This is a genomic window from Streptomyces sp. NPDC018964 (assembly GCF_044390325.1).
In the GTDB taxonomy this organism is placed as follows: Bacteria; Actinomycetota; Actinomycetes; order Streptomycetales; family Streptomycetaceae; genus Streptomyces.
The window spans coordinates 139,740-164,561 of record NZ_JBIRYZ010000015.1 but is presented as its reverse complement, the minus strand read 5'-3'; the positions used below and the strand labels follow the sequence as shown (position 1 = coordinate 164,561).

The 24,822-nt window shown below is 73.5% G+C and carries 22 protein-coding genes and 1 riboswitch; of the genes, 13 read left to right on the top strand and 9 right to left on the bottom strand.

All coding sequences use genetic code 11. The features are described 5' to 3' along the window. Window positions 1-115 precede the first annotated feature (115 nt). Window positions 116-496 (bottom strand): winged helix-turn-helix transcriptional regulator, encoded by a 381-nt coding sequence (locus ACH5AO_RS24820; RefSeq protein ID WP_391790362.1) that lies wholly within the window; start codon window positions 494-496, stop codon window positions 116-118. Window positions 497-595: 99 nt separating this feature from the next. Between ACH5AO_RS24820 and ACH5AO_RS24815 the strand changes: the two genes are divergently transcribed. From ACH5AO_RS24815 to ACH5AO_RS24805, 3 genes are all read left to right on the top strand, one after another. After that, window positions 596-1,450: an SDR family oxidoreductase gene (locus ACH5AO_RS24815; protein ID WP_398928141.1), complete on the top strand. Its 855-nt coding sequence runs from the start codon at window positions 596-598 to the stop codon at window positions 1,448-1,450. A 163-nt stretch (window positions 1,451-1,613) separates the two neighbouring features. Further along, window positions 1,614-2,696, top strand: coding sequence for an EamA family transporter RarD (gene rarD / locus ACH5AO_RS24810; RefSeq protein ID WP_398928139.1), 1,083 nt, complete (start codon window positions 1,614-1,616; stop codon window positions 2,694-2,696). 39 nt (window positions 2,697-2,735) lie between these two features. Continuing rightward, window positions 2,736-3,215: a VOC family protein gene (locus tag ACH5AO_RS24805; protein WP_398928137.1), complete on the top strand. Its 480-nt coding sequence runs from the start codon at window positions 2,736-2,738 to the stop codon at window positions 3,213-3,215. A 27-nt stretch (window positions 3,216-3,242) separates the two neighbouring features. On the opposite strand, the gene ACH5AO_RS24800 is transcribed toward ACH5AO_RS24805, so the two are convergent. Beyond that, a complete protein-coding gene (locus tag ACH5AO_RS24800; RefSeq protein ID WP_398928135.1) occupies window positions 3,243-4,508 on the bottom strand; it encodes a tetratricopeptide repeat protein in 1,266 nt (421 codons plus the stop codon). Window positions 4,509-4,729: 221 nt separating this feature from the next. On the opposite strand from ACH5AO_RS24800, the gene ACH5AO_RS24795 reads away from it, so the two are divergent. From ACH5AO_RS24795 to ACH5AO_RS24785, 3 genes are all read left to right on the top strand, one after another. After that, window positions 4,730-5,224 carry a DUF6668 family protein gene (locus ACH5AO_RS24795; RefSeq protein ID WP_398928133.1) on the top strand — a complete coding sequence of 165 codons (495 nt, stop codon included), beginning with the start codon at window positions 4,730-4,732 and terminating at the stop codon, window positions 5,222-5,224. A gap of 113 nt (window positions 5,225-5,337) precedes the next feature. Next, on the top strand, window positions 5,338-6,483 hold the full coding sequence (locus ACH5AO_RS24790) for an amidase (protein ID WP_398928131.1): 1,146 nt from the start codon (window positions 5,338-5,340) through the stop codon (window positions 6,481-6,483). A 114-nt stretch (window positions 6,484-6,597) separates the two neighbouring features. Next, window positions 6,598-7,182: a flavodoxin family protein gene (locus ACH5AO_RS24785; protein ID WP_398928150.1), complete on the top strand. Its 585-nt coding sequence runs from the start codon at window positions 6,598-6,600 to the stop codon at window positions 7,180-7,182. Between the two features lie 145 nt (window positions 7,183-7,327). Here the strand turns inward: ACH5AO_RS24785 and ACH5AO_RS24780 are convergent, their stop codons facing one another. The 4 genes from ACH5AO_RS24780 to ACH5AO_RS24765 form a co-directional block, all read right to left on the bottom strand. Next, a complete protein-coding gene (locus ACH5AO_RS24780) occupies window positions 7,328-8,206 on the bottom strand; it encodes an ABC transporter permease (protein WP_398928129.1) in 879 nt (292 codons plus the stop codon). Next, window positions 8,193-9,170 carry an ATP-binding cassette domain-containing protein gene (locus ACH5AO_RS24775; protein ID WP_398928127.1) on the bottom strand — a complete coding sequence of 326 codons (978 nt, stop codon included), beginning with the start codon at window positions 9,168-9,170 and terminating at the stop codon, window positions 8,193-8,195. Before ACH5AO_RS24775 ends, ACH5AO_RS24780 begins: the two co-directional genes overlap by 14 nt. A gap of 57 nt (window positions 9,171-9,227) precedes the next feature. Next, complete coding sequence (locus ACH5AO_RS24770; protein ID WP_398928125.1) at window positions 9,228-10,460, bottom strand: outer membrane lipoprotein carrier protein LolA; 1,233 nt, start codon at window positions 10,458-10,460, stop codon at window positions 9,228-9,230. A 242-nt stretch (window positions 10,461-10,702) separates the two neighbouring features. Then, a complete protein-coding gene (locus ACH5AO_RS24765) occupies window positions 10,703-11,713 on the bottom strand; it encodes a polyprenyl synthetase family protein (RefSeq protein WP_398928123.1) in 1,011 nt (336 codons plus the stop codon). Window positions 11,714-12,287: 574 nt separating this feature from the next. Continuing rightward, a riboswitch (cyclic di-AMP (ydaO/yuaA leader) is annotated at window positions 12,288-12,455 on the top strand. 5 nt (window positions 12,456-12,460) lie between these two features. Between ACH5AO_RS24765 and ACH5AO_RS24760 the strand changes: the two genes are divergently transcribed. Further along, entirely contained in the window at window positions 12,461-12,943 is a 483-nt protein-coding gene (locus ACH5AO_RS24760; RefSeq protein WP_398928121.1) for a transglycosylase SLT domain-containing protein, read from the top strand. Here the strand turns inward: ACH5AO_RS24760 and ACH5AO_RS24755 are convergent. Next, window positions 12,907-13,779 (bottom strand): HAD family hydrolase, encoded by an 873-nt coding sequence (locus ACH5AO_RS24755; RefSeq protein WP_398928119.1) that lies wholly within the window; start codon window positions 13,777-13,779, stop codon window positions 12,907-12,909. The two genes, ACH5AO_RS24760 and ACH5AO_RS24755, sit on opposite strands and share 37 nt — an antisense overlap. 221 nt (window positions 13,780-14,000) lie before the next feature. Here ACH5AO_RS24755 and ACH5AO_RS24750 point away from each other — a divergent pair, with 221 nt between their 5' ends. The 6 genes from ACH5AO_RS24750 to ACH5AO_RS24725 all read left to right on the top strand — a co-directional run bounded on the left by ACH5AO_RS24750 (window position 14,001) and on the right by ACH5AO_RS24725 (window position 20,990). Beyond that, window positions 14,001-15,071 carry a GNAT family N-acetyltransferase gene (locus tag ACH5AO_RS24750; protein ID WP_398928148.1) on the top strand — a complete coding sequence of 357 codons (1,071 nt, stop codon included), beginning with the start codon at window positions 14,001-14,003 and terminating at the stop codon, window positions 15,069-15,071. Window positions 15,072-15,085: 14 nt separating this feature from the next. Then, window positions 15,086-16,405: a glycosyltransferase gene (locus tag ACH5AO_RS24745; protein WP_398928117.1), complete on the top strand. Its 1,320-nt coding sequence runs from the start codon at window positions 15,086-15,088 to the stop codon at window positions 16,403-16,405. Continuing rightward, complete coding sequence (locus ACH5AO_RS24740) at window positions 16,402-17,196, top strand: polysaccharide deacetylase family protein (protein ID WP_398928115.1); 795 nt, start codon at window positions 16,402-16,404, stop codon at window positions 17,194-17,196. The genes ACH5AO_RS24745 and ACH5AO_RS24740 overlap by 4 nt, the downstream gene beginning before the upstream one ends. Before the next feature lie 167 nt (window positions 17,197-17,363). Then, a complete protein-coding gene (locus ACH5AO_RS24735; RefSeq protein ID WP_398928113.1) occupies window positions 17,364-19,283 on the top strand; it encodes a hypothetical protein in 1,920 nt (639 codons plus the stop codon). A 43-nt stretch (window positions 19,284-19,326) separates the two neighbouring features. Then, on the top strand, window positions 19,327-19,827 hold the full coding sequence (locus ACH5AO_RS24730; protein ID WP_398928111.1) for a hypothetical protein: 501 nt from the start codon (window positions 19,327-19,329) through the stop codon (window positions 19,825-19,827). Window positions 19,828-19,886: 59 nt separating this feature from the next. Next, window positions 19,887-20,990, top strand: a complete 1,104-nt coding sequence (locus tag ACH5AO_RS24725; RefSeq protein WP_398928109.1) for a glycoside hydrolase family 26 protein — start codon at window positions 19,887-19,889, stop codon at window positions 20,988-20,990. Window positions 20,991-21,022: 32 nt separating this feature from the next. On the opposite strand, the gene ACH5AO_RS24720 is transcribed toward ACH5AO_RS24725, so the two are convergent. Further along, the gene (locus tag ACH5AO_RS24720; protein WP_398928107.1) at window positions 21,023-23,470 is read right to left on the bottom strand and encodes a lipopolysaccharide biosynthesis protein; all 2,448 of its coding nucleotides are present in this window, start codon (window positions 23,468-23,470) and stop codon (window positions 21,023-21,025) included. Then, window positions 23,467-24,765 carry a DegT/DnrJ/EryC1/StrS family aminotransferase gene (locus ACH5AO_RS24715; protein WP_398928105.1) on the bottom strand — a complete coding sequence of 433 codons (1,299 nt, stop codon included), beginning with the start codon at window positions 24,763-24,765 and terminating at the stop codon, window positions 23,467-23,469. Before ACH5AO_RS24715 ends, ACH5AO_RS24720 begins: the two co-directional genes overlap by 4 nt. Between the last annotated feature and the right edge of the window lie 57 nt (window positions 24,766-24,822).

The window sequence follows — 24,822 nt, the reverse complement described above, 5'->3', positions numbered from 1 at the left end:
GACACCGCCACCGCCCAGCACGGCAAGGGCGACCTCACCGCGCTCCTGGCCGGCGGCGACACCTGGACGGTCGTGGGCTGAACCCCACCGACGACCGGGACGAGGCCCGGGTGCCCTACGGCGCCCGGGTCTCGTCGTACGCCTGCCGGGCGGCGAGGACGTCGGCCATGCGCTTCTCGGTCCACAGCGCCAGGTCGCGCACCTGCTCGGCCGCCTCGCGGCCCAGACCGGTGAGGGAGTAGTCGACGCGGGGCGGGATGACCGGTTTGGCGTCGCGGTGGACCAGGCCGTCGCGCTCCAGGGTCTGGAGGGTCTGGGTGAGCATCTTCTCGCTGACCCTGCCGATCGCCCGGCGCAGTTCGCTGAAGCGGTACGAGCGCTCCAGGAGCTGGATCAGCACGAGCACGCCCCAGCGGCTGGTCACGTGTTCCAGGACCAGCCGGTGCGGGCACATCTCCTCGCCGTCGGTCCACCGGACACCATCACTTACCGCCATGCCAGTACCTTACTTCAAAGTGGGTACTTTCCAATAGTTAGCGTAACTCCTAGGGTGAGTGACACACCCGCACACGCACCCCCACAGGAGTTCCGCACCATGAGCATCGTCGTCACCGGCGCCACCGGACACCTCGGCCGTCACGTCGTGGAACAGCTGCTGGAGAAGGTCCCGGCCGAGCAGGTCACCGCCGTCGTCCGCAGCGCGGAGAAGGCCGCGGACCTCGCCGGGCGCGGTGTCCGGATCGCGGTCGCCGACTACAACGCCCCCGAGACCTTCGACGGGCTGTTCGCGTCCGGCGACAAGGTCCTGCTGATCTCCGGCAACGAGTTCGACAAGGGCCGGGTGGGCCAGCACCGGGTCGTCATCGACGCCGCGAAGGCCGCGGGCGTCGCCCTGCTCGCGTACACCAGCGCCCCCGGCTCCCTGACCGCCGCGCTCGCCGACGACCACCGCGGCACCGAGGAGGCGCTGCTGGGCTCGGGCGTGCCGTACGTGCTGCTGCGCAACGGCTGGTACCACGAGAACTACACCGAGAACCTCGCTCCGGTGCTCGCCCACGACGCGGTCGTCGCCGCGGCCGGCCAGGGCCGGATCTCCTCCGCCGCGCGGGCCGACTACGCGGCCGCCGCCGTCGCCGTGCTGACCGGCGAGGGGCACGAGAACAAGACGTACGAGCTGGGCGGCGACGAGGCGTGGAGCTTCGCCGAGTACGCGGCCGAGCTGAGCCGGCAGACCGGCAGGGAGATCGCCTACACCCCGGTCACACCCGAGGCGCTCACCGGCATCCTGACCGGCGCCGGCCTGCCCGAGCCGATGGCCGCGATCCTCGCGGGCGTGGACGCCTCCATCGAGAAGGGCGAACTGGTCGTCGACAGCGGCGACCTGTCCCGGCTGGCCGGCCGCCCGACCACCCCGCTCGCCGAGGCCGTCGCCGCCGCCCTCAAGGGCTGATCCGGAGGGGCACCGGGACCGTCACCCCCGCCCGTCATGACCGTATGCCGGTACGGGCATGACATGCGGGGGTGTCCGGCGTTACCGTCGTCCGGCGAGCACCGCGCGCGTGTGCGGGCGTCGCGGAAGATCAGGACACGCGTCGGACATGAAGGAGGGGCCCGTGACCGGGAAGCCGGCCGCAGAGCGGCGCACAGGACTGCTGAACGGTTTCGCGGCGTACGGGATGTGGGGGCTCGTTCCGCTGTTCTGGCCCCTGCTCAAGCCCGCCGGAGCGGTGGAGATCCTGGCCCACCGGATGGTCTGGTCACTGTTCTTCGTGGCCGCCGCCCTGCTCCTCATACGCCGCTGGGCCTGGCTCGGGGAGCTGCTGCGGCAGCCGCGCAAACTGGCGCTGATCACGGTCGCCGCGGCGGTCATCACCGTCAACTGGGGCGTCTACATCTGGTCCGTGAACTCCGGACACGTCGTCGAGGCCTCCCTCGGCTACTTCATCAACCCGCTGGTCACGATCGCGATGGGTGTGCTGCTGCTGAAGGAACGCCTGCGGCCCGTGCAGTGGGCGGCGGTCGGGGTGGGCGCCGCCGCGGTGCTCGTCCTCACCGTCGGTTACGGCCGGCCGCCGTGGATCTCGCTCTGCCTCGCCTTCTCCTTCGCCACGTACGGGCTGGTGAAGAAGAAGGTCAACCTCGGCGGCGTCGAGTCGCTGGCCGCCGAGACCGCGATCCAGTTCCTGCCCGCTCTCGGCTACCTGCTGTGGCTGGGTGCCCGGGGTGATTCCACGTTCACCACGGAAGGGGCCGGGCACGCCGCGCTGCTCGCCGCGACCGGGATCGTCACCGCGCTCCCCCTGGTCTGCTTCGGTGCCGCCGCGATCCGCGTGCCGCTGTCCACGCTGGGCCTGCTGCAGTACCTGGCGCCGGTCTTCCAGTTCCTGCTCGGCGTCCTCTACTTCAAGGAGGCCATGCCGCCCGAGCGCTGGGCCGGTTTCGCCCTGGTGTGGCTGGCGCTCACCCTCCTCACCTGGGACGCCCTGCGCACCGCCCACCGGGCCGCCCGCACGCTCGCCGGGGCGACCGGGGCGACCGGGGCGACCGGGGCGACCGGGGCGACCGGGGCGACCGGGGCGACCGGGGCGACCGGGGCGACCGGGGCGACCGGGGACAGCATGCCGGCCGCCGTCGCGGTGCGCGCCGGGAGCGTGCCCGCCGCGGCCGAGGCGGACCGGCTGGAAACCAGGCCGTAGAGCCGGGCGTTGTCAGAGCTCGCTCTTATAACTGGTGGTATGACGCAGACACCGACGCAGACCCCGCCCACGCCCGTGCACTGGAAGGTCGTCATCGACGCGGCCGACCCGCACGCGCAGGCCGACTTCTGGGCCGCCGCCCTGCACTACGTGGTCGAGGACAACAGCGCGCTCATCGGGAGACTGCTGGACGCGGGCGCCGTCCCGGCCGGACTGACCGTCGAGTCGCACGGCCGCCGGGCCTGGCGCGACCTGGCGGCGGTACGGCATCCCGACGACCCGTACGAGGAGGAGAGCGGCACCGGCCGTGGACGGCGGCTGCTGTTCCAGCGCGTACCGGAGGAGAAGACGGTCAAGAACCGGCTCCACCTCGACCTGCATCCCGGTGCGGGGCGCCGCGAGGAGGAGCTCGCCCGGCTGGAGGAGCTCGGCGCGCGGGTGCTGCGGCGGGTGGAGGAGCCTTCCGGAGGGTGGCGGGTGATGGCGGATCCGGAAGGCAACGAGTTCTGCCTGCACTAGGGAGCCCGCCGGGTGCGGCGAGGCCGCTCAGGTCTGCCGGGTGCGGGCGCGTTCGGTCAGCCGGTCCATGCGGGCGCGGGCGGACTCCAGTTCCTCGATCTCGTCTGCGGCGGGGCCGTCCTCGGCGGTGAGCCCGGTCCACAGGGCGATCAGTTCGTGTCCGAGTTCCAGCCCGAGCAGCGGGTCGCGCACCGCGCGCCATGCGGTCGCCGCGCTGCGGACGTTGCCGTAGGCGGCCTCCGCGTCCCCCGCGCGGCGGCAGATCACGGCGAGGTCGAGGGAGACGCGGAAGGCGCGCAGCGGCTCACCGGCCAGGTAGGCGACGTACGCGGCGAGTTCGCGCAGCCGCAGCACCTCCGGGTGCTCCGGGCCCAGGGTGGCCGAGGCCTCCGTGACGGTCTCCTCGGCCAGCCGGGCCGCCGCGTCGATCCTGCCCTCCCGGACGGCGTCGTTGACCCGTGCCACGGGTTCGGCGAGGTGGCTCTCGCCGCCGGTGAGGGGTTCGTCACCGAGCACCGCCTCCGCCACGGCGTCGAAACCCCGGGGCGGGGTGGGCTTGGGGTCGGGATCGAGTACGGGCTCGGGCGCGGGCGCGGGGGGCGGTGCGGTCTCGTGCGTCCGGGGCCGGTCCGTCCCGGGGAGGGGCCGCGGGCTCGCGTCCATGACCGGGGGCGGACCGAACTCACCCCTCGGAGGTGCGACCGTGCCGGGCGGCGTGATCTCCGCCGACTCGGGCACGGCGCGCAGCCGGAACGTCGGTACGGCGTCCCGGGGAGCCCCCGGATCGGGGACGGGGCGCAGGGGGAAGGTGGGGGTGGCGTCCCGCACGGGGTCCTCCCGTACGGGTTCCGGCCGCGCGGGTTCCGGCCGCGCGGTCGTCTCCGCCGGCGGACGCGGTTCCGTCACGGGGTGCGGGAAGTGCGCCGGCCGTTCCGTACCGGGCTCCCGCGCCGGTTCCCGGCCCTGTGCCGGTGCCGTCGGGGCGGGCCGCGCCGTGAAGTGGCTGGAGCCGTCCGGGTCGACCTGGAGCGGGATGACGTAGCCGAGGCGCTCGTCGTGCACGGTGGCGCGGACGGCGTGGCCGGAGGCGACGGCGATGCGGTGGAGGCGGTTCAGCACCGCCTGCTGGATCTCCTCGCCGGGCCCCGCGATCACCGTCACCCCGTCGACCGACGCCCGGCCCGCGTCCGCCCCGCCCACGGGGACACGGACGTCGATCGGCGCTGCCGCAAGGTTCGCCGCATGGACGGCCTGCTGCTGTTCCCGCTTCTTCCCGCGGCTGAGTCGAGACATCGTTCCCTCATTCGGGTCGTACACCTGCCGTCGAGTCTGTCCGCTCGCTCGCCCTTCTCACGTCACCGCGTTGTCACAGGCTCGTCCCAACGGCCGTCCGCGCCGGTCTCCCCCTGTCCGGTGGCATGAGGACCGGGTTGATGAGCAGGAGAATCGAGGTGCCGAGCGGGAGAATCGGGGTGCCGAGCGGAAGAGGGGACATGGAACGCGGGCGAGGGGACATGGGACAGGGACCGGAGATCTGGATCCGAGGGCCGGTGGCGGTACCGGAGGCGGCCCCGCCGGAGCCCGCCCCCGCGCGGGCGGCGGCCCGCCGCTTCTCCTGGGTCGGCCTGCACGGCGGCGCGGGCGTCTCCACGCTCGCCGCGGTCTACGGCGGTCATGACAGCGGACGCGCCTGGCCCGGCCCCGCCGGTCCGCCGTCGGTGCTGCTCGTCGCCCGGACCCACGCCGCCGGTCTGGACGCCGTGGTCCCGGCCGTGGACATGGTCCGGCGCGGCGAGGCGCCGCAGGGGCTGCGTCTGGACGCCGTCGTCCTGGTGGCGGACGCGCCGGGACGGTTGCCGCGTCCCCTCGCCCACCGGCTCCGGAGCGTCGAGTCGGTGATCGACGTGTACCGCGTGCCCTGGGTGGACGAGTGGCGCCTGGGTGACCTGAGCGGCCGGCCGCCCCGCGGGACGGAACCCCTGGCCCGCCTGACGGGTGCGATGCCCTGAGGGGGGAACCGCGGCCGGTCTCGGGGGTCCGTGCGCCGGACGGCCGGGGACACGGTTCCCGTGCGTCCGCCTCGGCCGAGGCGATCTCCTCGGCCGAGGAGATCGCCTGCGCGGTGCGCGGGAGGCGGCTGCGGGCCGTGGAGGTGGTCGCCGAGGCGCTGGAGCGGATCGAGCGGGCCGATCCGGTGCTGTGCGCGTTCCTCGAGGTGTGGGGCGAGGAGGCGCTGCGGCGGGCGGACGAGGTGGACGCGCGGGTCGCCGCCGGGGAGCGGCTGCCGCTGGCCGGGGTGCCGGTCGCCGTCAAGGGACGGCACGGGCTGCGTGCGGCGGGGCCGCTGCTCACGGCCGGCGGTGTCGCCGTGGGGGCCACGTCGGTGCCCGGTCCGGGAACGCCCTGGCAGACCTGGGGGCTCGGGGCGCACGGCCGTACCGTCAACCCGTGGCGGGCGGACCGTACGCCGGGCGGCTCCTCGGCCGGGGCGGCCGTGGCGGTGGCGGCCGGGCTGGTGCCCCTGGCGACGGGCGGTGACGGCGCGGGGTCGGTGCGGATCCCGGCGGCGTGGTGCGGGATCGTCGGGCTGAAGGTCACGGGCGGCCGTCTTCCCTCGGCCGACCGTACGGGCCTCGCCGCGCCCGGAGTCCTCGCCCGCACGGCCTCGGACGCGGCGGCCTGGTGGCGGGTGGTGTCGGGGCGGCCCACCGCCGACGGGACCCCGGCCGCCTTTCCCGTCTCCGCCGACGGGACCCCGGCCGCCTTTCCCGTCTCCGCCCGCTGGTCCCCCGGCCTCGGCTTCGCCGGCCCCGACGCGGAACCCGTCGCCCTGGCCCGGGCGGCGGTCGACCGGCTGGTCGACGCCGGTGTCGTGCGGCTCGTACGGTCCTCGTCACCGCCGGAGCTCCTCGACCCCGCCCCGGCCTGGCTCGCCCTGCGCACCCCCGGTGCCGATCTCGCCGACGCCCACCGCGTCCGGGCGGAGAACGACCGGCGCCTGGACCGCCTGTTCGCGGGCGCCGGGCTGCTGCTCACCCCCACGGCACCCACCGCACCGCACGGCCACGACGGCCCTGGCGAGGTCTACTCGACCGCGCTCACCTGGGCGTTCAACGTCAGCGGGCACCCCGCGCTGAGCCTTCCGGCCGGGTTCGGCGCCGACGGCTGCCCGGCGGGGCTCCAACTGGTCGCGCCGCGCGGCCGGGAGGATCTGCTGCTCGCGGTGGCGACGGAGGCGGAACGGCGCGGGGGCACCACCACCGGCTGAGCGGCCCGTGAGGCCGTGCCGTGCCCGCGGCATGCCGCCCCTTTGACATGTAGATGCACGTGCATATGATGCAGATGCCTGTAATTGCCGTACGCCGAGCATCTGGGAATGATCATGACCCGTCGCTTCCTCTTCGTGCTGGGCAGTGCCCGCCCCGAGGGCAACACCGAGCTGCTGGCCCGCCGGGCCGCCGAACAGCTGCCCCCGGGTGTGGAGCAGCAGTGGATCGACCTCGCCGCCCACCCGCTGCCCGACTTCGAGGACCTGCGCCACGACAGCGACCACGTCCGCCCCACGGAGGGCAGCCCGGCCCTGCTCCTCGACGCCACCCTCGCGGCGACGGACATCGTGATCGCCTCGCCGCTGTACTGGTACTCGGTCTCCGCGCAGACCAAGCGCTACCTGGACCACTGGGCGGGCTGGCTGCGCACCCCCGGCCTGGACTTCAAGGCGGCCATGGCGGGGCGCACCCTGTGGGGCGTCACCGCGCTCGCGCACGAGGAGCCGGAGGTCGCCAACCCGCTGGTGGGCACGCTGAACAACTCGGCCGCGTACCTGGGGATGCGCTTCGGCGGGGTGCTGCTCGGCAACGGCAGCAAGCCGGGTGACGTACGGAAGGACACGGAGGCGCTGGCGCGGGCCAAGACGTTCTTCGCACAGGACGCGCCCCTCGCCCGCTTCCCGTACGAGGCCGGCTGAGACCGGCGCCGCCGCACCGGCCGAGCTGTTCCCCGGCCGGTGCGGCGGCCCGCGGGACGGAGTGCACCCGTGAGTCGCCCACGGACCGAACCGTCGCACGGACCGAACCGCCGCACGTCCCGTCCCGCCCGTGCCGGCGCGTTTCCTACGCGGTGATGTCCTTCGCCGTGAACCGTGCCCAGGCCGCCGAGCCGAAGACGGCCGCGTAGAGGGCCTGGAGGCCGAGGTTCCTCGTCAGGTCGTCCCAGTAGACCGGTTCGCGCATCAGGTCGGCGAAGGACAGCCAGTAGTGGGAGAAGAGGTAGGGGTGCAGGGCGTGCAGCTGCGGGATCTGGTCGACGATCTGGACCGTGATCAGCAGCCCGACCGTGGTCGCCATCGCCGCGATGCCGCTGTTGGACAGCGTGGAGACGAACAGGCCGAGCGCCGCCACCCCGATCAGTGACACGGCGACGACCAGCGCGATGAGCAGGGCTCTGGCCAGCCCTTCGCCGAAGCCGATCCGGGTGCCCGAGATGGTCGTGAGGTCGCCCAGCGGGAACAGCAGCGCGCCGGTGATCAGCGCCGAGACGGCGACCACGAGGGTGGCGACCAGACAGAAGGCCATGACCGTCGCGTACTTGGTGAGCAGCAGGCGGCTCCGCCCGGCGGGGGCGACCAGGAGGTAGCGCAGGGTGCCGGCGTTCGCCTCGCCGGCGACGGCGTCGCCCGCGACGACCCCGATCGCCATGGGCAGGAAGAACGGCAGCGTGGCGGCGAGCGCGGTGAAGACCAGGAACAGGCCGTTGTTGGTGACCTGCGAGATGAACGCCGGCCCTGCCCCGCCGCCGCCCCCGCCACCACCGGCCGACGACCCGTCACCGGTCTCGATCCGTACGGCGACGCCGACCAGGACCGGTACGGCGGCCAGCACCCCGAGCAGGGCGAGGGTGCGCCAGCGCCGGAAGGTGGTGAGCAGCTCGCTGCGCAGCAGTCCGAGGGTCCACAGCGGGCTCGTCCCGCGCGCCGTTTCAGCCTGCGACATCGAAGCCCTCCCCGGTCAGCGCCACGAACGCGTCCTCCAGCGAGGCCCGTTCGGCCCCGAAGCCGCGGACCCGGACACCGGCGGTGACAAGTGCGGCGTTCACCTCGGCGAGGTCGCGCTCGGGCGCCTCGCCGGTCACCCGCTCCCCGTCCACGACGACATCGGCGACCCCCTGCTCCTTGAGCACCCGGGCCGCGTCCGCCGGGTCCGGTGTGGTCACCACCAGCCGGCCCCGGGCGCCCGCGGCCAGGTCGGCGACCGGGCCCTGGGTGATCAGCCGGCCCCGGGCCATCACGGCGGCGTGCGTGCACACCTGCTCGATCTCGTCGAGCAGGTGGGAGGAGAGGAAGACGGTGGTGCCGTCCGAGGCCAGCTCGCGCACCAGCGTGCGGATCTCCCGCATGCCCTGTGGATCGAGGCCGTTGGTCGGCTCGTCCAGGACGAGCAGCCGGCGCGGCTGGAGCAGGGCGGCCGCGAGGCCGAGGCGCTGCTTCATGCCGAGGGAGTACGCCTTCGCCTTCTTGCCGGCGGCGGCCGTGAGGCCCACCCGGTCCAGTGCGGCGGCGACGCGGGCGCGCCGGGTGCGCGGGTCCGCGGTCGGGTCGGCGGCGTCGTAGCGCAGGAGGTTGTCGCGGCCGGAGAGGAACCCGTACAGGGCCGGGCCCTCGATGAGGGCGCCGACGTGGGGCAGCACGGCGCGCGCGGAGCGCGGCATGGGGCGCCCCAGGACGTGCGCCGTGCCGGAGGTCGGCTCGATCAGGCCCATCAGCATGCGGATGGTGGTGGTCTTGCCGGAGCCGTTGGGGCCGAGGAAGCCGAAGACGCTGCCCGCCGGGACGGTCAGGTGCAGACCGTCGACGGCGAGCTGTCCGCCGCGGTAGCGCTTGGTGAGCGCGCGGGTGGCGATGACCACACCGTCACCCGGGTGCGCGCCGTCCGGCTCCTCGGCGGACGTGTCGCCCATCGGCTCCCCCGTTCCCCGTCACGTCGTCATGTCGTCACGTCGTAAGGTCCCGGGGCCTTACTTCCCCGTCTCGGCCGCCTTCACGAGCGCGTCCTTGGTGACGGTGCCCACGTAGACCTTGCCGTCCTCGGTGATCAGGGCGTTCACCAGGCGGGTGCTGAACACCGTGCCGGTGCCGAACTCGCCCTTGACCTGGTCGCCGAGCGAGCCGAGGAAGCCGTCGAGGTCACCGCCGGTCTCGCCGGTGGGCAGGACGCCCTGGTCGCCGGCGCCGAAGACGGTGACGGAGTTCCAGCCCTCGCCGAGCGTCTTCACTCCGTCGAGGCCCCCGGCCAGGTCCTCCTCGGACTTCGGGGCGCTCTCCGGCTTCCCGGAGTGCTTCCGGCCGTGCTCCCGGCCGTGCTCCGGTTCGCCCTCCTCGGTCACCTCGGCGCCCTTGGGCGGGGTGAAGTCGAACGTCGACGCGGCCGGCTTGTCGAAGCTCACCTCGGTGAAGCCGACGTCCACGACGGCCGCGCCGCCGCTCGACGGGGTGAGCGTGAACTTCAGCGGCGTGCCGGTCTCGTGGTCGACGGCGATGCTGATCGCGCCGACCGTCGAGCCGGACTGCCTGGGCTTGACGACCAGCTTGTACGCGTCCCGGCCGGCCACCTGGGCGGTGCCGTCGACGGTCACGGACGTGGTGTCGTCGACCGACTTCAGCGCCTCCTCGGCGAAGTCCTTCGGGGTGGCCGGGGTCCGCCGCTCCCGCTCCTCGCCGGAGGCGTCGACGGTGCCGTGGTAGACCTCGTTGGAGGCGCTGTCGTAGCCCCAGACGTCCTCGCCGTCGTGGATCAGGCTGTACTCGGCGGCGTCCTCCAGGAGCGACACCTTCTGCCGGTCCGGGCCGTCGACCGCGATCCGCAGGGTGTGCGTGCCGGACGCCAGTTCGGTGAGCTTGGCGGACGGGTCGGCCGAGGAGCCGCCGTCCTCGCCCTGCCCCGTGGCGCCGGACATGAGGCCGCTCTCCAGGCCGCCGAGGTCCGGCAGACCGAGGTCCGTGGTGATCTTCACGGTGCCGGACAGCTGCTCGACGTCCGACTTCGCGATCTTCTCTATGAGCTGCGCGGCGGTGATCTCCGGCAGGTCGGGGTCGCCGGAGCTGGCGATCGCGGGGACGAGCCCGATGGTCGCGGCCGCCACTCCCATCACCGTGACCGGGACGACGTACCGCGCGGCCCTGCGCCGTCGCGTGCGCGGCTCGTCGGCCTCCCCCGCGGTCGTCGTGTCGTCGGATTCGTACGGTGCCATGTGTGCCCTACCTCCGTGGTCGGCGGCGGCTTTTCGTCTCGTGTTCTCGCACCAGTCTCACCCTGAGCCGCCATTCTCACCCGAACCGGTGAGAAGTGGTGTTGTCCGTCGTGGTCCATCTGACCAAATCCGGCAGGCGGTTTCGTCAGACCCCGGACGCAACTCCACGTACTGCTGCGGTATGACACGCGGGGTGGTTTCCTCATCCGCCCCGTAGGGGTCGCGGAGGAGTCCGGGCCGGCTCAGCCCGCGCGGTGCACCACCGCGTCGCACAGCTGCACGAGTGCCGTCTTCGCCTCGCACTCCCGCAGCGGGGCCAGTGCCGCGCGCGCCTCCTCGGCGTAGCGCACGGTGTCCCGGCGGGCCTGCTCCAGCGCGGGGTGGGCGCGCAGCAGCCGCAGCGCCTCGGCGTGCCGGGCGTCGTCGGTGAGGTCGGAGTCGAGCAGTTCGCACAGGGCGACGTCGTCGGCGAGGCCCAGCCGGGCCGCCCGTTCGCGCAGCCGCAGCACGGGCAGGGTGGCGATGCCCTCGCGCAGGTCGGTGCCGGGGGTCTTGCCGGACTCGTGGGAGTCGGAGGCGATGTCCAGGACGTCGTCGGCGAGCTGGAAGGCGACGCCGAGCCGCTCGCCGTACTGGGTGAGCACGTCCACGACCGTCTCCTCGGCCCCGGACATCATCGCGCCGAACCGGCAGGCGACGGCGACCAGCGAGCCGGTCTTGCCGCCGAGCACGTCGAGGTAGTGGTCGACCGGGTCGCGGCCGTCCTGCGGTCCCGCGGTCTCCAGGATCTGCCCGGTGACCAGCCGCTCGAACGCCTCGGCCTGCACCCGCACGGCCTCCGGGCCGAGGTCGGCCAGGATGTGCGAGGCCCGCGCGAAGAGGAAGTCGCCGGTGAGGACCGCGACGGAGTTGCCCCAGCGGGCGTTCGCGCTGTCGACGCCGCGCCGTACCTCGGCCTCGTCCATCACGTCGTCGTGGTAGAGCGTGGCCAGGTGGGTGAGCTCCACCACCACGGCCGAGGGCACGACGCCGGGCGCGTAGGGGTCGCCGAACTGGGCGGCGAGCATCACCAGCAGCGGGCGGAACCTCTTGCCGCCGGCCCGCACCAGGTGCTGGGCGGCTCCCGTGATGAAGGGGACCTCACTCTTGGTGGCCTCGAGCAGCCCTTCCTCGACAGCCGCCATTCCGGCCTGGACATCGGCTTCCAGAGCCTGGTCCCGCACGCTCAGCCCGAACGGCCCGACGACGGTCACGAGGGGTCTCCTGTCTGCTGGTGTCCACTGGCGATTACACGGAATGTCGATAGGTCGCTGCCTTCACTCAAGTCAGCGTATCCGGTCATGTTTCGATCACCGCCAGCGCCCGGCGTTACGGGCAGGGCGGTGCGGGAGCGAGAGCGGAACGCTTTTGATCATTCGATAACAACGGACATTCCTCGACTTTCCCGGACGCGACGCTCCGCTCCTCGACCCGGCCCCCGGCCCGCCTCCCGGGCCGCGACCCCTCACGTGAACCATCCTGCCCGCCCCGGCGTCCGATTTGCCGCAAATGCCAAGCGAATTCCCCTTGGCGAGAAATGCGCCCACGGGCGATCCCCAGTGAAGTGGGTCACGCACGGACCGGCACCCCCACCACCGGCCGCCACCCGCCTTCTCCCCTTCCACGACGCCGAGTTGACCCTTGGTACCCGCAAAGGATCAAGCACCTCAAAACGCCCATTACAAGATCAAACGGCACCTTGTGTGAGGTTCGCACTTGTTCCCGACATGTGCTCTCGCATACGTTCCGGGCCTGCCGGGTGGACGCCTAATCCTGCCGCCGCCCGCATCACATCCGACGACGAACTCACGACGGCAGGAGTGGGGGACCCAGGTAAGCCGCCGCACCGGACACCGCGCCGGGACGGCTAGGGGTGAAGCCATGCCCGAAGGGGCACGGCCGGGCACTCTCCCGCCCGAACCCGACAGCTCACCTCGCAGGCGTAGGAGAGGAACCCAGACATGCCTGCTTTCGGTCAGCACCGCCGCCGCCTCGCCCGCTCCCTCGCCGTCGCCGGCACCGGCGTCGCCGTGGTCGCCCTGCCGCTGATCGGCGCCACCGGCGCCTCCGCGGCCACCACCGAGCCGACGACGACGGCCGCTGCCGCCCCCGCGACGGCGTACCCGGACAACCTGGACGGCTGGATCCGCGAGTCGCTGGACGTCATGGCGCAGAACGGCATCCCGGGCAGCTACGACGCCATCCACCGCAACATCATGCGCGAGTCCTCCGGCAACCCGTACGCCATCAACAACTGGGACTCCAACGCCGCCAAGGGCACCCCGTCGAAGGGCCTGCTGCAGATCATCGACCCGACCTTCGCGGCCTACCACGTGCCCGGCACCGCCTTCGACCCGTACGACCCGGTCGCGAACATCACGGCGTCCTGCAACTACGCCGCCGACCGCTACGGCTCCATCGACAACGTCTTCGGCGCGTACTGAGCCACCCGCTGAGGGGCGAGCGTCACCGCCCCGCCGAACAGTCGCTCGAGGACGACGGCCACGCCGTCGTCCTCGTTCGACGTGGTGACCTCGTCCGCCACCGCCTTCAGTTCGGGATGCGCGTCGGCCATGGCGACGCCGTGGGCCGCCCAGGCGAACATCGGGATGTCGTTCGGCATGTCGCCGAAGGCGATCGTCCGCGCCGGGCTCAGCCCCAGGTGCTCGGCGGCCAGCGCCAGCCCCGTGGCCTTGGTCACCCCGCACGGCTGGAGCTCCACGGTGCCCGGCCCCGACATGGTGACCGTGGCCAGTGACCCGACCACCGACCGGGCCGCCGCCGCCAGCGCGTCGTCGGACAGGTCCGGGTGGCGCAGCAGCACCTTGCTGATCGGCCGGTCCCACAGCTCGGCCCGCCGCTCGACCCGTACCGCGGGCAGGGTCGGGTGCGGCATCAGATAGCCGGGCTCGATCAGCGTCAGCCCGTCGACCCCGTCCTGGTCGACCGCGGCGTACACCTCCCCCACCTCGGCCTCGATCTTGCCGAGCGCGGTCTCCGCCAGTTCCCGGTCCAGTGTCACGGACCACAGCAGCCGGTGCGCGCCGGCGTCGTACACCTGCGCGCCCTGTCCGCACACCGCGAGCCCCGTGCAGCCGAGGTCGTCCAGGAGCGGCCGCACCCTGGGTGCCGGCCGCCCCGTCACCACCAGGTGCCGCGCGCCGGCCCGCTCCGCCCGCGCGAGCGCGGCGAGGGACCGGTCGGAGAAGGTGTCGTCGCCGCGCAGCAGCGTCCCGTCCAGGTCGGTGGCGATGAGTGAATACGCGGTGGGTGCGGCCATGATCAGAGAATACGGACAACCCGACGGTCCGATTCACCGCGCTCGTTTGCGCTCGCTTTCGGTACGGTTCCCTTCTCTCGACGCCGGGTAAGGACCGGTTCAGGTCTCTTTCCCCGTTTGGCAAGAACATGGTCCGCTATCTACCGTCCGCCCGGTCCGGGGCGGTACCTTCCAAGGGTCCAGGGGGGACTTGATCGGGGGGTCAGGTGAGCAGTGGACGCATGCGCGTGCTGGGGCCGGAGGAGCTCGGCGAGGGGGAACGGGAGCGCTGGCGGGAACTGCGCGCCGCGACGGACGCACCGCGCAACCCGTTCATGGAACCGGAGTTCAGCGTCGCCGTGGCCCGGGTGCGTCCGCGGGCCCGGGTCGCCGTCCTGTACGAGGGAGCTCAGCCGGCGGGCTTCCTGCCGTACGAGCGGGGCGTGCTGGGGCAGGGCCGGGCGATCGGGCTCGGCGTGTCGGACTGCCAGGGAGCGGTCCTGGCCCCCGGCGTCGCCCCGGAACCGGACGAACTGCTGCGCGCCTGCTCGGTGTCGAGCTTCGCCTTCGACAACCTGGAGGCCGGACAGGAACTGTTCGTGCCGTACGCGGCCGAGGAGCACGCCACCTACGTCATCGACGTGGAGAAGGGCTACGAGACGTACGAGTCGGTGCTGCGCGGCCGGTCGCCGAAGTTCCTGAAGACCACGCTGGCCAAGGAGCGCAGGCTGGGCCGCCGGGCCGGAGCCGTGCGGTTCGTCTTCGACGAGCGCGACCCGGCCGCGCTGCGCGCGCTGATGGAGTGGAAGTCGGCGCAGTACCGCAGGACCGGGCGGCGCGACCGGTTCGCGCGGGAGTGGATCGCCCGGCTCGTGGGCCGGCTCGCCGAGACCCGCGCCGCCCAGTGCACGGGCACCCTGTCGGTCCTGTACGCCGGGGAGCGCCCCGTCGCCGCGCACTTCGGGCTGCGCTCGGCGTCCGTCCTGGCCTGTTGGTTCCCGGCGTACGACCCGGAGTTCGCGAAGTACTCGCCGGGTCTGGTGCTGCATCTGCGGATGGCCGAGGCGGCGGCGGCCGAGGGCATCGGCCTGCTCGACCTGGGGCGCGGTCCGGCCGAGTACAAGGACTCGCTGAAGACCGGCGAACTCGCCGTCTACGAGGGTGCGGTGACCCGTCCGGGCGTGGGCGCCGCGCTGCACCGGCTGAGCCGCGAGCCCGCGCGCCGCGCGCACGGCTTCGTCCGCGCCCGCCCGCGCCTGGCGGCGCTGGCGGCACGGACCCTGAAGGGCGCGGCACGGCTGCGCCGGTCGTGAGGAGGGGAGGACAGGTGTTCCGAAGAGCGCGTACGCAGGAGGAGATACGGCGCTTCCTGGCCATCGGCGCGGTGCAGGTCGCCGAACTGGACCTGGACGGCGCGAAGGCCGCGCTGAGACCCGGTCCGGGCAGCCCACCGGTGACTCACGGAGAGGTGTTCCTGCTGGTCAGACGGGCGGGCCGCCCGGTGGGGACGCTGCTGGCACGGGTACCGGAGGGCGCGGACCCGCAGGCGGTGCTGACGGAGGCGGCCGCCGGGGTGGCACCGGAGGCCGTGACGGCGGAAGCCGCGATGGCGGGGGGCGTGACGGCGGGGGGCGTGACGGCGGGGGGCGGCGGGGAGCCGCCGTACGCCTCGGTCGTCGTGGCCACCCGGGAGCGGGCCGGGCAGCTCGCCCGGGCGCTGGACTCGCTGCTCGCACAGGAGCACCCGCGGTTCGAGATCGTTGTCGTCGACAACGCGCCCGTGACCGGCGACACCCGCGAGCTGGTGGAACGCAAGTACGGCGAGCGGGTGCGGTACGTGTGCGAGCCGGCCCCCGGACTCGCCGTCGCGCACAACAGGGGGCTGGCGGCGGCACGGGGCGAGGTCATCGCGTTCACCGACGACGACGTGGTCGCCGATCCCCGCTGGCTCGCCGAACTGACCGCCCCCTTCGCCGCCGACCCCCGGCTCGGCTGCGCCACCGGCCTGATCCTGCCCGCCCGGCTGCGCACCCCGGCCCAGGTCCTGCTGGAGAGCCACGGCGGCTTCGCGAAGGGCTTCACGCCGACGACGTACGACCCCGCCGACCCGCCCCGCGACGAGCCGCTGTTCCCCTTCACCGCGGGCCGCTTCGGCTCCGGCGCGAGCATGGCCTTCCGCACGGAGGTGCTGCGGTCCGTCGGCGGCTTCGACCCGGCCACCGGCGCCGGGACGCCCGCGCGGGGCGGCGACGACCTGTACGGCTTCGTGCGCGTGCTCGCCCAGGGACACCGGCTGCACTACACCCCGTACGCGCTGGTGTGGCACCACCACCGGGAGACCTGGGCCGACCTGGAGACCCAGGCGTACGGCTACGGCGCAGGCCTCACCGCCTACCTCACCGCGGTCCTGGTCAACCGGCCCGCGCTGCTGCCCGCGTTCCTCGCCCGGCTGCCGCGCGGCCTCGCGCACGCCCGCGCGCTGACCGAGGTGCGCGGGGCGGACACCGACAGCGGTGCGCCGGGCGCGCACGGCGCCCGCACCCATCCCTGGCCACGCCGGCTGTCACGGCTGCAACGCAGGGGAATGCTGTACGGGCCGCTCGGATACCTGCGGGCACGACGGGCACCGGGAAGGGGGAGGGGATGACCGCGGCCGTACCCGTCTTCCTCTACCACGCCGTGATGGACGATCCGCCGGACTGGATCGCCGAGTTCACCGTCACGCCCAAGGAGTTCGCGGCCCACCTCGACGCCGTCGTGGACAGCGGCCGCACCCCCGTCACCATCAGCACCCTCGCCGAACACCTCGCCGGGCGGGACCCCTTGCCGCCCCGGCCGGTGCTGCTCACCTTCGACGACGGCTTCGCCGACCTGCCGGGACCCACCGCCGACGCCCTGGCCGAACGCGCGCTGCCCGCCACCGCCTACCTCACCACCGGCGCCGTCGCCCCGGGCGGCCACAGCCTGCTGCCGCCCGCCCCGATGATGACCCTGGACCAGGCGGTGGAACTGGAACGTTCCGGTATGGAGATCGGCAGCCACACGGTCACCCACGCCCAGCTCGACACCCTGACCACCCGGCGGCTGCGCGCCGAACTGCTCGACTCCAAGGCCGTACTGGAGGACACCCTCGGCCACCCCGTCCCCCACCTCGCCTATCCGCACGGCTACAACAGCCCCCGGGTGCGCGCCATGGCCTCCCGCGTCGGCTACGAGACGGCGACCGCCGTGCGGCACGCGCTCAGCTCGGACCGGGACGAGCGCTACCGCATCGCCCGGCTGATCGTCCGCCGCGGCCACACCGTCGCCGACGTGGAGGCCTGGCTGGCGGGCGACGGCGCGCGGATCGCCCCCTACCGGGACGGGGCGAAGACCATCGGCTGGCGGTGGTACCGCCGGACCCGCGCCGTCCTGCGCGGCCCCTCCTTCGCCGGCTGACCGGGGGCGGACCGGAATGCGTGGAGGGAGCGGGCCGGGACGGGACGGGACGGGACGGGTCGCGCACGACCTGTCGGGCGACTGTCGCCCCGCGGGCACGTTCGACGTTTTTGGTGTGAAAAACAGAGGTAATTCCTATACTCGGTCCGGGGGAGGGGAGTCTCGGCGTGCAACACCATGTGCCCGTACCGACCGCTGAGAGCAGCGAGCTGCCCGCTCCCGCCCCGGCCACCGGCCCCGCGGATCCGGGACGCGGCTTCGGCGGTGGCCGCAGGTCCTGGCCGGTCCCGCGCCGCGCCCCCGACGCCGGCCTGCTGACGCTGCTGCTCGCCGCCGGGCTGTGGTGCTACGCGCTGCCCCGCATCGGCTTCCGGGAGATGGGCGACTACGGACTGCTGGACCGCCTGCCGGTCGCCTACCACCTCTCGCTGCTGGTCCTCACCGCCGGCTTCGTCCTCAGCCTGCGGCGCGCGGGCACCGCGCCGTGGTGGCCGGCCGCGCACTGTGCCGCGCTGCTGTTCGCGCTCAAGGCGCCACCGGCGGTGCTGTACGACGCCGTGCGCTACCCGTGGGCCTCCAAGCACGACGCCGTCGTCGACACGATGCTCGCCAACGGCGAACTGCGGCCGGGCGCCGCGCTGTCGGGCAACATGTCCGCGTACGACCAGTGGCCGGGCTTCTTCACGCTCGACGCCGGGCTGGTGCGCGCCTTCGGCGTGGAGAGCGCCGCCGCGTACGCCAACTGGGCGCCGATCGTCCTCGGCCTGCTGATGATGCCCGTACTGGTCCTGATGTACCGCACCTTCTGCCAGGACTGGCGGCTGGTGTGGACCGCCGTGTGGATCTTCCAGCTCGCCAACTGGGTGGGCCAGGACTACTTCGCCCCGCAGGGCCTCGCGTACCTGCTGCACCTGACGGTCATCACCGTGGTGCTGCGGCACTTCGTGCGCCCCGGCTCCGCCGGACGGCTGCGCGACCGCTCCTTCCTCGACCCGGCCGCCGCCCCCGTGCCGCCGCCCACGGGAAACCGGCAGCGCGCGGTCTGCGTGGTGATCCTCGCCCCGCTGATCGCCGCCGTCAACGCCACGCACCAGCTCACCCCGGTGATGCTCTGCATCTGCCTGCTCGCGCTCAACCTCACCCGCCGCTACCGCAACTACGGGCTGCTGGCCGTCGCCGCGCTGCTGATGCTCACCTGGGACCTGACCATGGGGCGGCCGCTGTTCGTCGAGACGCTGTCCACCCTCAAGGAGTCGATCGGCGAACTGACGCAGAACTCCCGCGCCGGTTACGCGGGTCAGCTGACCGGCCCCGGACCCGAACTCGCCGGGACCGCCAACGTGCTGATGGTGCTCGCGGTCGCCGCGCTCGCCGGGGCGGCCCTCGTGCTGCGGCGCCGGCTGGTCCGCAGCGCGCTGCCGCTGCTGCTGGTCTCCGCCGCCCCGGTCCCGCTCTTCGCCGTCAACGACTACGGCGGCGAAATGCTGTTCCGCGTCTACCTGTTCGGCCTGCCCGGAGCGGCCTTCTTCGCCGCCGCCGCGCTCGTGCCCGCCGTCGCGGGCACCCACCGCGGCCGGACGAGGGCGGTGCGGCGCAGGGTCGCGGCCGTCGCCCTGCCGGCCGTTCTGCTGGTGCTGCTGGCCGGCTTCCTGCCGTCGTACTACGGCAAGGAGAAGATGTACTACACGCCTCCCGAGGAGACCGCACTGGTCACCCGCGCCCTCGACAACGCCCCCGACGGCTCGCTGATCCTCGCCACCAGCGGCTCCTTCCCCCGGGCGCTGCACCGGTACGACCGCCTCGAGCACTGGTTCTTCGCCGAGCAGGAACTGCCCGAGAACGAGAAGATGCTGGAGGACCCGGCCGGCTACCTCGCCGCCGGGATCCCCCCGGGGACCAGGACGTACGTCGTCCTCACCCGCACCCAGGACGTCTACACCGCCGGCGAGGGCCTGTTGCCGCCCGGCGGCTTCGAGACGCTGCGCACGGAACTCTCCGCCTCACCGCTCTTCCGGACCGTCGAAAGCCACCCCTACGGCGTCGTCCTGGAGTACCGCCCGGCCGCCCGAGCAACGACCACAAGGTGATCGAAGTGACGATGAAGGCCATTCCGTCCCGCCGGTCCGGTTCATGAACGCCACCGGCTCCGCGCACTCCACCGAACCCTCGGATCCCGCGGGCGCCGGGAACGCCGCCGGAACCGGTGGCCCCCGCGGCCCGAGGGCCGTCCGCGTCACCGGGACGCACCTCAGAGTCCTCGTCGGGGCCTCGGGCTGGCTCGCGCTGGCCGCCACCGCCGTACCCGGCCCCTCGCCGCTGCGCTGGATCCCGGTCCTGCTCTTCACCCTGTTCGGCCCGGGCAGCGCGGCACTGTGTCCGCAGCCGGACGGGCCGGCCCCCGGCGCCAGGCTGGAGGCCGTCGCGCTCGCCGCGCCGGTCAGCCTGTCGCTCGGCGTGCTCACCGCCACCTCGCTGTTCCTGGTGGAGGCCTTCTCGATGACCGCCTTCCTCGTCTCGCTCGCCGTCTTCACCACGGTCGCCGCGGCCCTGCCGGGACTTCCGCTGCCCGCCGCCCGGCGCGGCGCCGCGGAGCGCGCCGGGCGCGGGCCCTTTGACGGCGGTGAGGCATGACGGGAACGCACCGGCCGCGCGCGCCGCGCAAGCGGGCCGAACGGCGTGAGGTGAGGGACATGGGGCGCGCGAGGCGCGGTTACACGGCGGTCGTCCTGGTGACGGTCGCCGCGTTGCTCACCGGGCTCGGGCTCTGGGCCGGCGGTCCCGACGACACGGACTCCTCCGGCGGGGCCACACCCGGCAACGCGGCCTCCGGCGAGCTGCCCACCGGTCCCTGCGCCCCCACCGACACGCTGGTTCCGCCCTGCGGCGCCTGGTGGGGCGCCTATGTGCCGTACGCCGCGAACGGCTCGCTCAAGGACGCCGTGCTCGGCTTCGAGAAGAGGATCGGCCGCAAGCTCGACCTCGTGTACAACTACCACGACATGTCGGGCACCGAGCTCGACGGGCAGCTGCTCACCCCCGACGAGCAGGAGCTCGGCAGGGACAGGCTGCTCATGCTGGCCTGGGAGTCCACCGTCTGGACCGAGCCGCACCACGAGAACTGGACGGAGACCCAGCTCGGCTGGAAGAACATCGCCTCGGGCAAGTACGACGAGGAGATCATCGACCCGCAGATCCGGCGCCTCAAGGCCTACGGCAAACGCGTCTTCTTCTCCTTCGACCAGGAGACCGACGCCCGCATCAAGGAGGGCGCGGGCACCCCGGCGGAGTTCGTCGCGGCGTACCGCCACCTCCACGACCGGTTCCGTGAACTGGGTGCCGACAACGTCGTGTGGGTGTGGACCGTCTCCGGCTACCTCGGCAGCGCGAAGGAGATGAAGGCCCTCTACCCGGGGGACGAGTACGTCGACTGGATCGCCATGGACCAGTACAACTACTACGGCTGCCACGACACCACCGACTGGAAGGACTTCCTGCGCAGCCAGCGGCCCAGCTACACGTGGCTGCGGGAGAACGTCTCCGACACCAAACCGGTGATGCTCGCGGAGTTCGCCACCGCGCCCGACGCCGAGGACCCGTCGCGCCAGCGCGACTGGTACGCCCGGATCCCCGCCGACGTGAAGAAGCTCCCGGAGGTGAAGGCCCTGGTCCACTGGAACCGGCCGACCTCGGAGAGGGCGGAGTGCGATCTGACCGTCAACGACGGCCCGGCGCTCGAGGGCTACCGGGAGGCCGGGAAGAACGAGTACTTCCACCAGCCCGTGCCACCCCGCTGAGCGGTGCCCGGGGGCCGGGGTCCCCGGGCGGCTCAGCGGGCGGGCGGGCCGTTCCGTCCGCCGCGGCCCGCGCGCCACGGTGCCGGGACCGCCCGGCCCAGCAGCACGAGCCCGAGGAGCACGGCCAGCAGCGGCAGCGCGACCGGTGCGAGCGCCTCCCGGAACACCCAGCCGGCCACCGCGGCGACGTACAGGACGCCCCAGCGGCCCGGCCGCGTCAGCCACCGGTCCGCGTGTGCCAGCAGCAGCCACAGCGGTACGAGGCACAGCAGCTGGAACACCGAAGGGGCCCACCTCAGCAAGGGGCCGGGGCCGTCGAGTCCCACCGCCTCCGCGAGGAGACGTGCCGCGCCGGCGTACGAGACCCCGTCCACCGGTTCCGGCTGCCGTCCCGGGGCGGCGGGCGCGGTGTGCAGGGCGACCAGGACGGAGCCCAGCGCGGTGCCGGGGAGCCAGGGGGCCGGTCGCCCGTACAGCGTCACCGAGGCGACGAAGACGAGGAGTAGGAGTCCTCCCGCGGCCAGCGCGGGCAGCGGCAGGCCGTCCAGCAACTGACGTCCCGTCGGCTCGCCCCCGCCGGCGCCGTCGGACCAGGGGAGTCCGCGCACCGAGTACCAGTGGACGAAGGTCGCGAGGCCGAGCAGGGTCCAGAGGATCTGCCCGGTCCGTCGGCCGGGGTCGTCGTCGCCGGGCTCTCCGCCCCCGTCCGGCTTCCCGTCCTCGCCGGGTTTCCCGTCCGCTTCCGGCTGCTCGGTCCGGTCCGGCTTTCCGTCCTCCACCGGATCCTGGTCCCGGTCCGGATCCCGGTCCGGATCCTCGTCCTGGTCCGGCACCCCCCGCGCCCCCGGTGTCTCCTTCCGGGGAACTTTCTCCGCGGCGGACGACCGCTCCTCGCCGCCGGAGTCCGTCTCCCGCTCGTCCGTGGTCTGCGGCCGCACGATGAACGCCACCGTGTCCGCCTGGAGCGCCTCCCGCTCGTAACCGGGGCGGCCGATGAACAGCGTGACGGTGTCCTCGTCGTCCTCATCGTCCTCGTGGTCCTCTCCCGGTCCCCTGCGCTCGTACGCCGCCCGGCGCGCCCAGTTCGTGCCGTACCCGGCGGTGGCGTTCAGCCGGGCCCAGCGGGTGCCGTAGTCGGGGACGGCGGCGGACCGTCCCCCGCCCCCGCCGGTCCTGTCGCGCAGTGCCGCGCGCAGCCCGAACACCGAGACGACCGCGATCAGCGTCATGCTGATCAGCACGGCCCACCCCGCCCCCGCGATCCCCGCCGGAGTGAACAGCACGGCCGCGCTGCCCAGCACCAGCGCGCACATCGCGCCCTGCAGGACGGCGAGCACACCGGTGCGCCCCTGTACCCGCAGCACCCCGATGTACAGCTCCACGACCACCCGGGGCAGTGCCCCGAGCGCGAGCAGCCGCAGCACGGTCGAGCCGTGCTCGGCGTAGTCCGCGTCGAACGGCGTGAGGATCCAGGGCGCGAAGACGACCAGCACCGCGACCACCGGCACCAGCAGCAGCGTCATCCGGCGCAGCGCCCCGCGCACGCCCTCGGCGAGCTGACGCGGGTCGTGCGAGGCGTGGGCGGTGAGCGACGAGGCCATGTTGATGGCCATGAACTCCATCGTGCCGCCGACGGTGTACGCCACGTAGAAGTAGCCGTTCTCCGCCGCGCTGAAGCGGACCGCGACCATCACCGGCAGCAGATTGATCATCGCCAGGCTGAACAGGGCGCCGAGCGAGTCACCGGCCAGGAAGCGGCCCATGGACCGCAGGCCGGGCGGTTCCACGTCGTGGTCCGCGGCGGCCTGGCGCGGGATGAGCCGGCGGAAGATCAGCCAGCCGAGCGGCAGGGTGGAGAACGCGATGGCCACGGCCCAGGACACGAAGATGCCCAGCACCGGCAGCGCGCTCGCGAAGACGGCCAGCAGGATCAGTTTCCCGACGGAGAACACGGCGTTCCCGGCCGGCACCCACTCGGCCTTGCGCAGCCCCGTCAGCACGCCGTCCTGGAGGGTGAGCAGCGCCCACGCCACGCACGCCGCGACGAACAGCGCCCCGGCCAGTGGTGTGCCGAGGGGTGCGTAGGAGGCGCCCCACTGGTCGAGCGTGAGCAGGAAGACGCCCGCGGCCAGGGCCACGACCACCGAACTCGCCAGGTACACGCCCCACACCAGGCGTCCGGTCTCGCGGCCGGCCCGCGGTACGAAGCGGACCACGGCACCGATCATCGTGGTCGCGGTGATGCTGGCGAGCAGCCGCATCGCGGCGATCGCGGCGGAGCCCTGGCCGACGGCCTCCTCGGAGTAGTAGCGGGCGGCCACCAGCCAGAATCCCAGGCCGAGGACGGCGGACACGCCCGTGCTGAGCATCAGGAAGTAGGCGTTCTTGAACAGGGAGTCGGAGCCGGGCGTGTCCCCGGCGGGCCGGTCCCCGCCGTCGGCGCGCGCCGCGGCGGGCTCGTGCACCTGGGTGTCGGTCACGGTCCGGCCCCAGCCTCGTCGGCCGGTGCTCCCGGCTCGCGGGCCGGTGTCCCCGGCGCGTCGGCCGGTGTTCTCGGCCGTGTCAGGTCCTCCGGTGGTTCGGCCGGCCGGACACCGGACCGTTCCAGCACGTCGACGGCCTCCCTCGCCCGCAACGGGTCGACCGGCAGCGCGTGCCGCGCGAACCAGCGGGCCGCCTCCGGCGCGGGTGACGGGTCCGTGAAGTCCTTCCCCGCGTAGTCGTCGAGGGGCGGGTCGTAGAGATAACCGACGACGATCCCGCGCCGGGCCAGTGCCGCGATCGCCGCGTCCCGGTCCGCCACCAGCAGCGGCACCCGGAACAGCGGCTGTGCCCGGCCCCCCTCCCCCGGCCGGGCCCACCGGGTCGACAGCAGCAGTTCGGTGCCGTCCCGGCAGGCCCGGAGCACCTCGTCCAGCCGTCCGAGCCGGTGCCGGATCCGCCGCAGCCGCAGCGGTCCCGACCGCAGGCGGTAGGTGTGCATGTCGACGCGGACCCAGGGATCGTGCGCGGTCAGGTCCGGGGCCGCGCCGGCGGCCGCGGCCAGTGCCTCCGGACGCAGCGGCATCCTGATCCCGTCGCGCTCCGTCAGCCCCAGCAGTCCCAGCGCCGCCCAGGCGGCCCGTCGCAGTCCCAGCCCCCGTACGGCGGCCTCGGCGTACGGCCGTAAGAGATAAACGAGTTCGGACGCCGCCCTGGACGGGGTGAGCAGTTCGTCGCAGTCGGCCCGCATCGCGTCGGCCAGACCCGGGTCGGCGAGCGAGAGCATGCCGCCGGCCTGAGCGCCGGCGTGTTTGGAAAGGCTGAAAACGGAGGCTTCCCCCCAGGCCCCGACCGGCCGCCCGCCGACCGTGCTGCCGATGGCGTGCGCCCCGTCCTCCAGCAGCGGGATGCCCGACGCGTCGCAGCGCGCCCGCAGTTCCGGCGCCGGGTCCGGATTGCCGTACAGGTTCGTGGTCAGTACGGCGGACAGCGAGCCCCACGTCTCCTCGGGCACGGCGTCGACGTCGATGGTCCCGTCGAACGGGTTCAACGGCGCCTGCACCGGCCGCAGTCCCGCCGCCAGCACCACGAAGAAGATGACGTCGTCGTTGACCGGCGACATCAGCACCCTGCCGCCGGGCGGGCACCAGTGGCGCAACGCCACGAACAGCCCGAATCTGCACGACGGCACGTACACGCATTCCCGGCCGAGCCGGCCGCGCATGGTCTCTTCCAGCCGTTTCGACTGCGATCCCCGGCGCGCCGAGCGCGGTCCGGCCTCCCCAATGGCCATCCGCCCCCCAGTGTGCCTTCGGAAACGCCCCCTCCCCGAGGCCTTCCGGCACCTGCC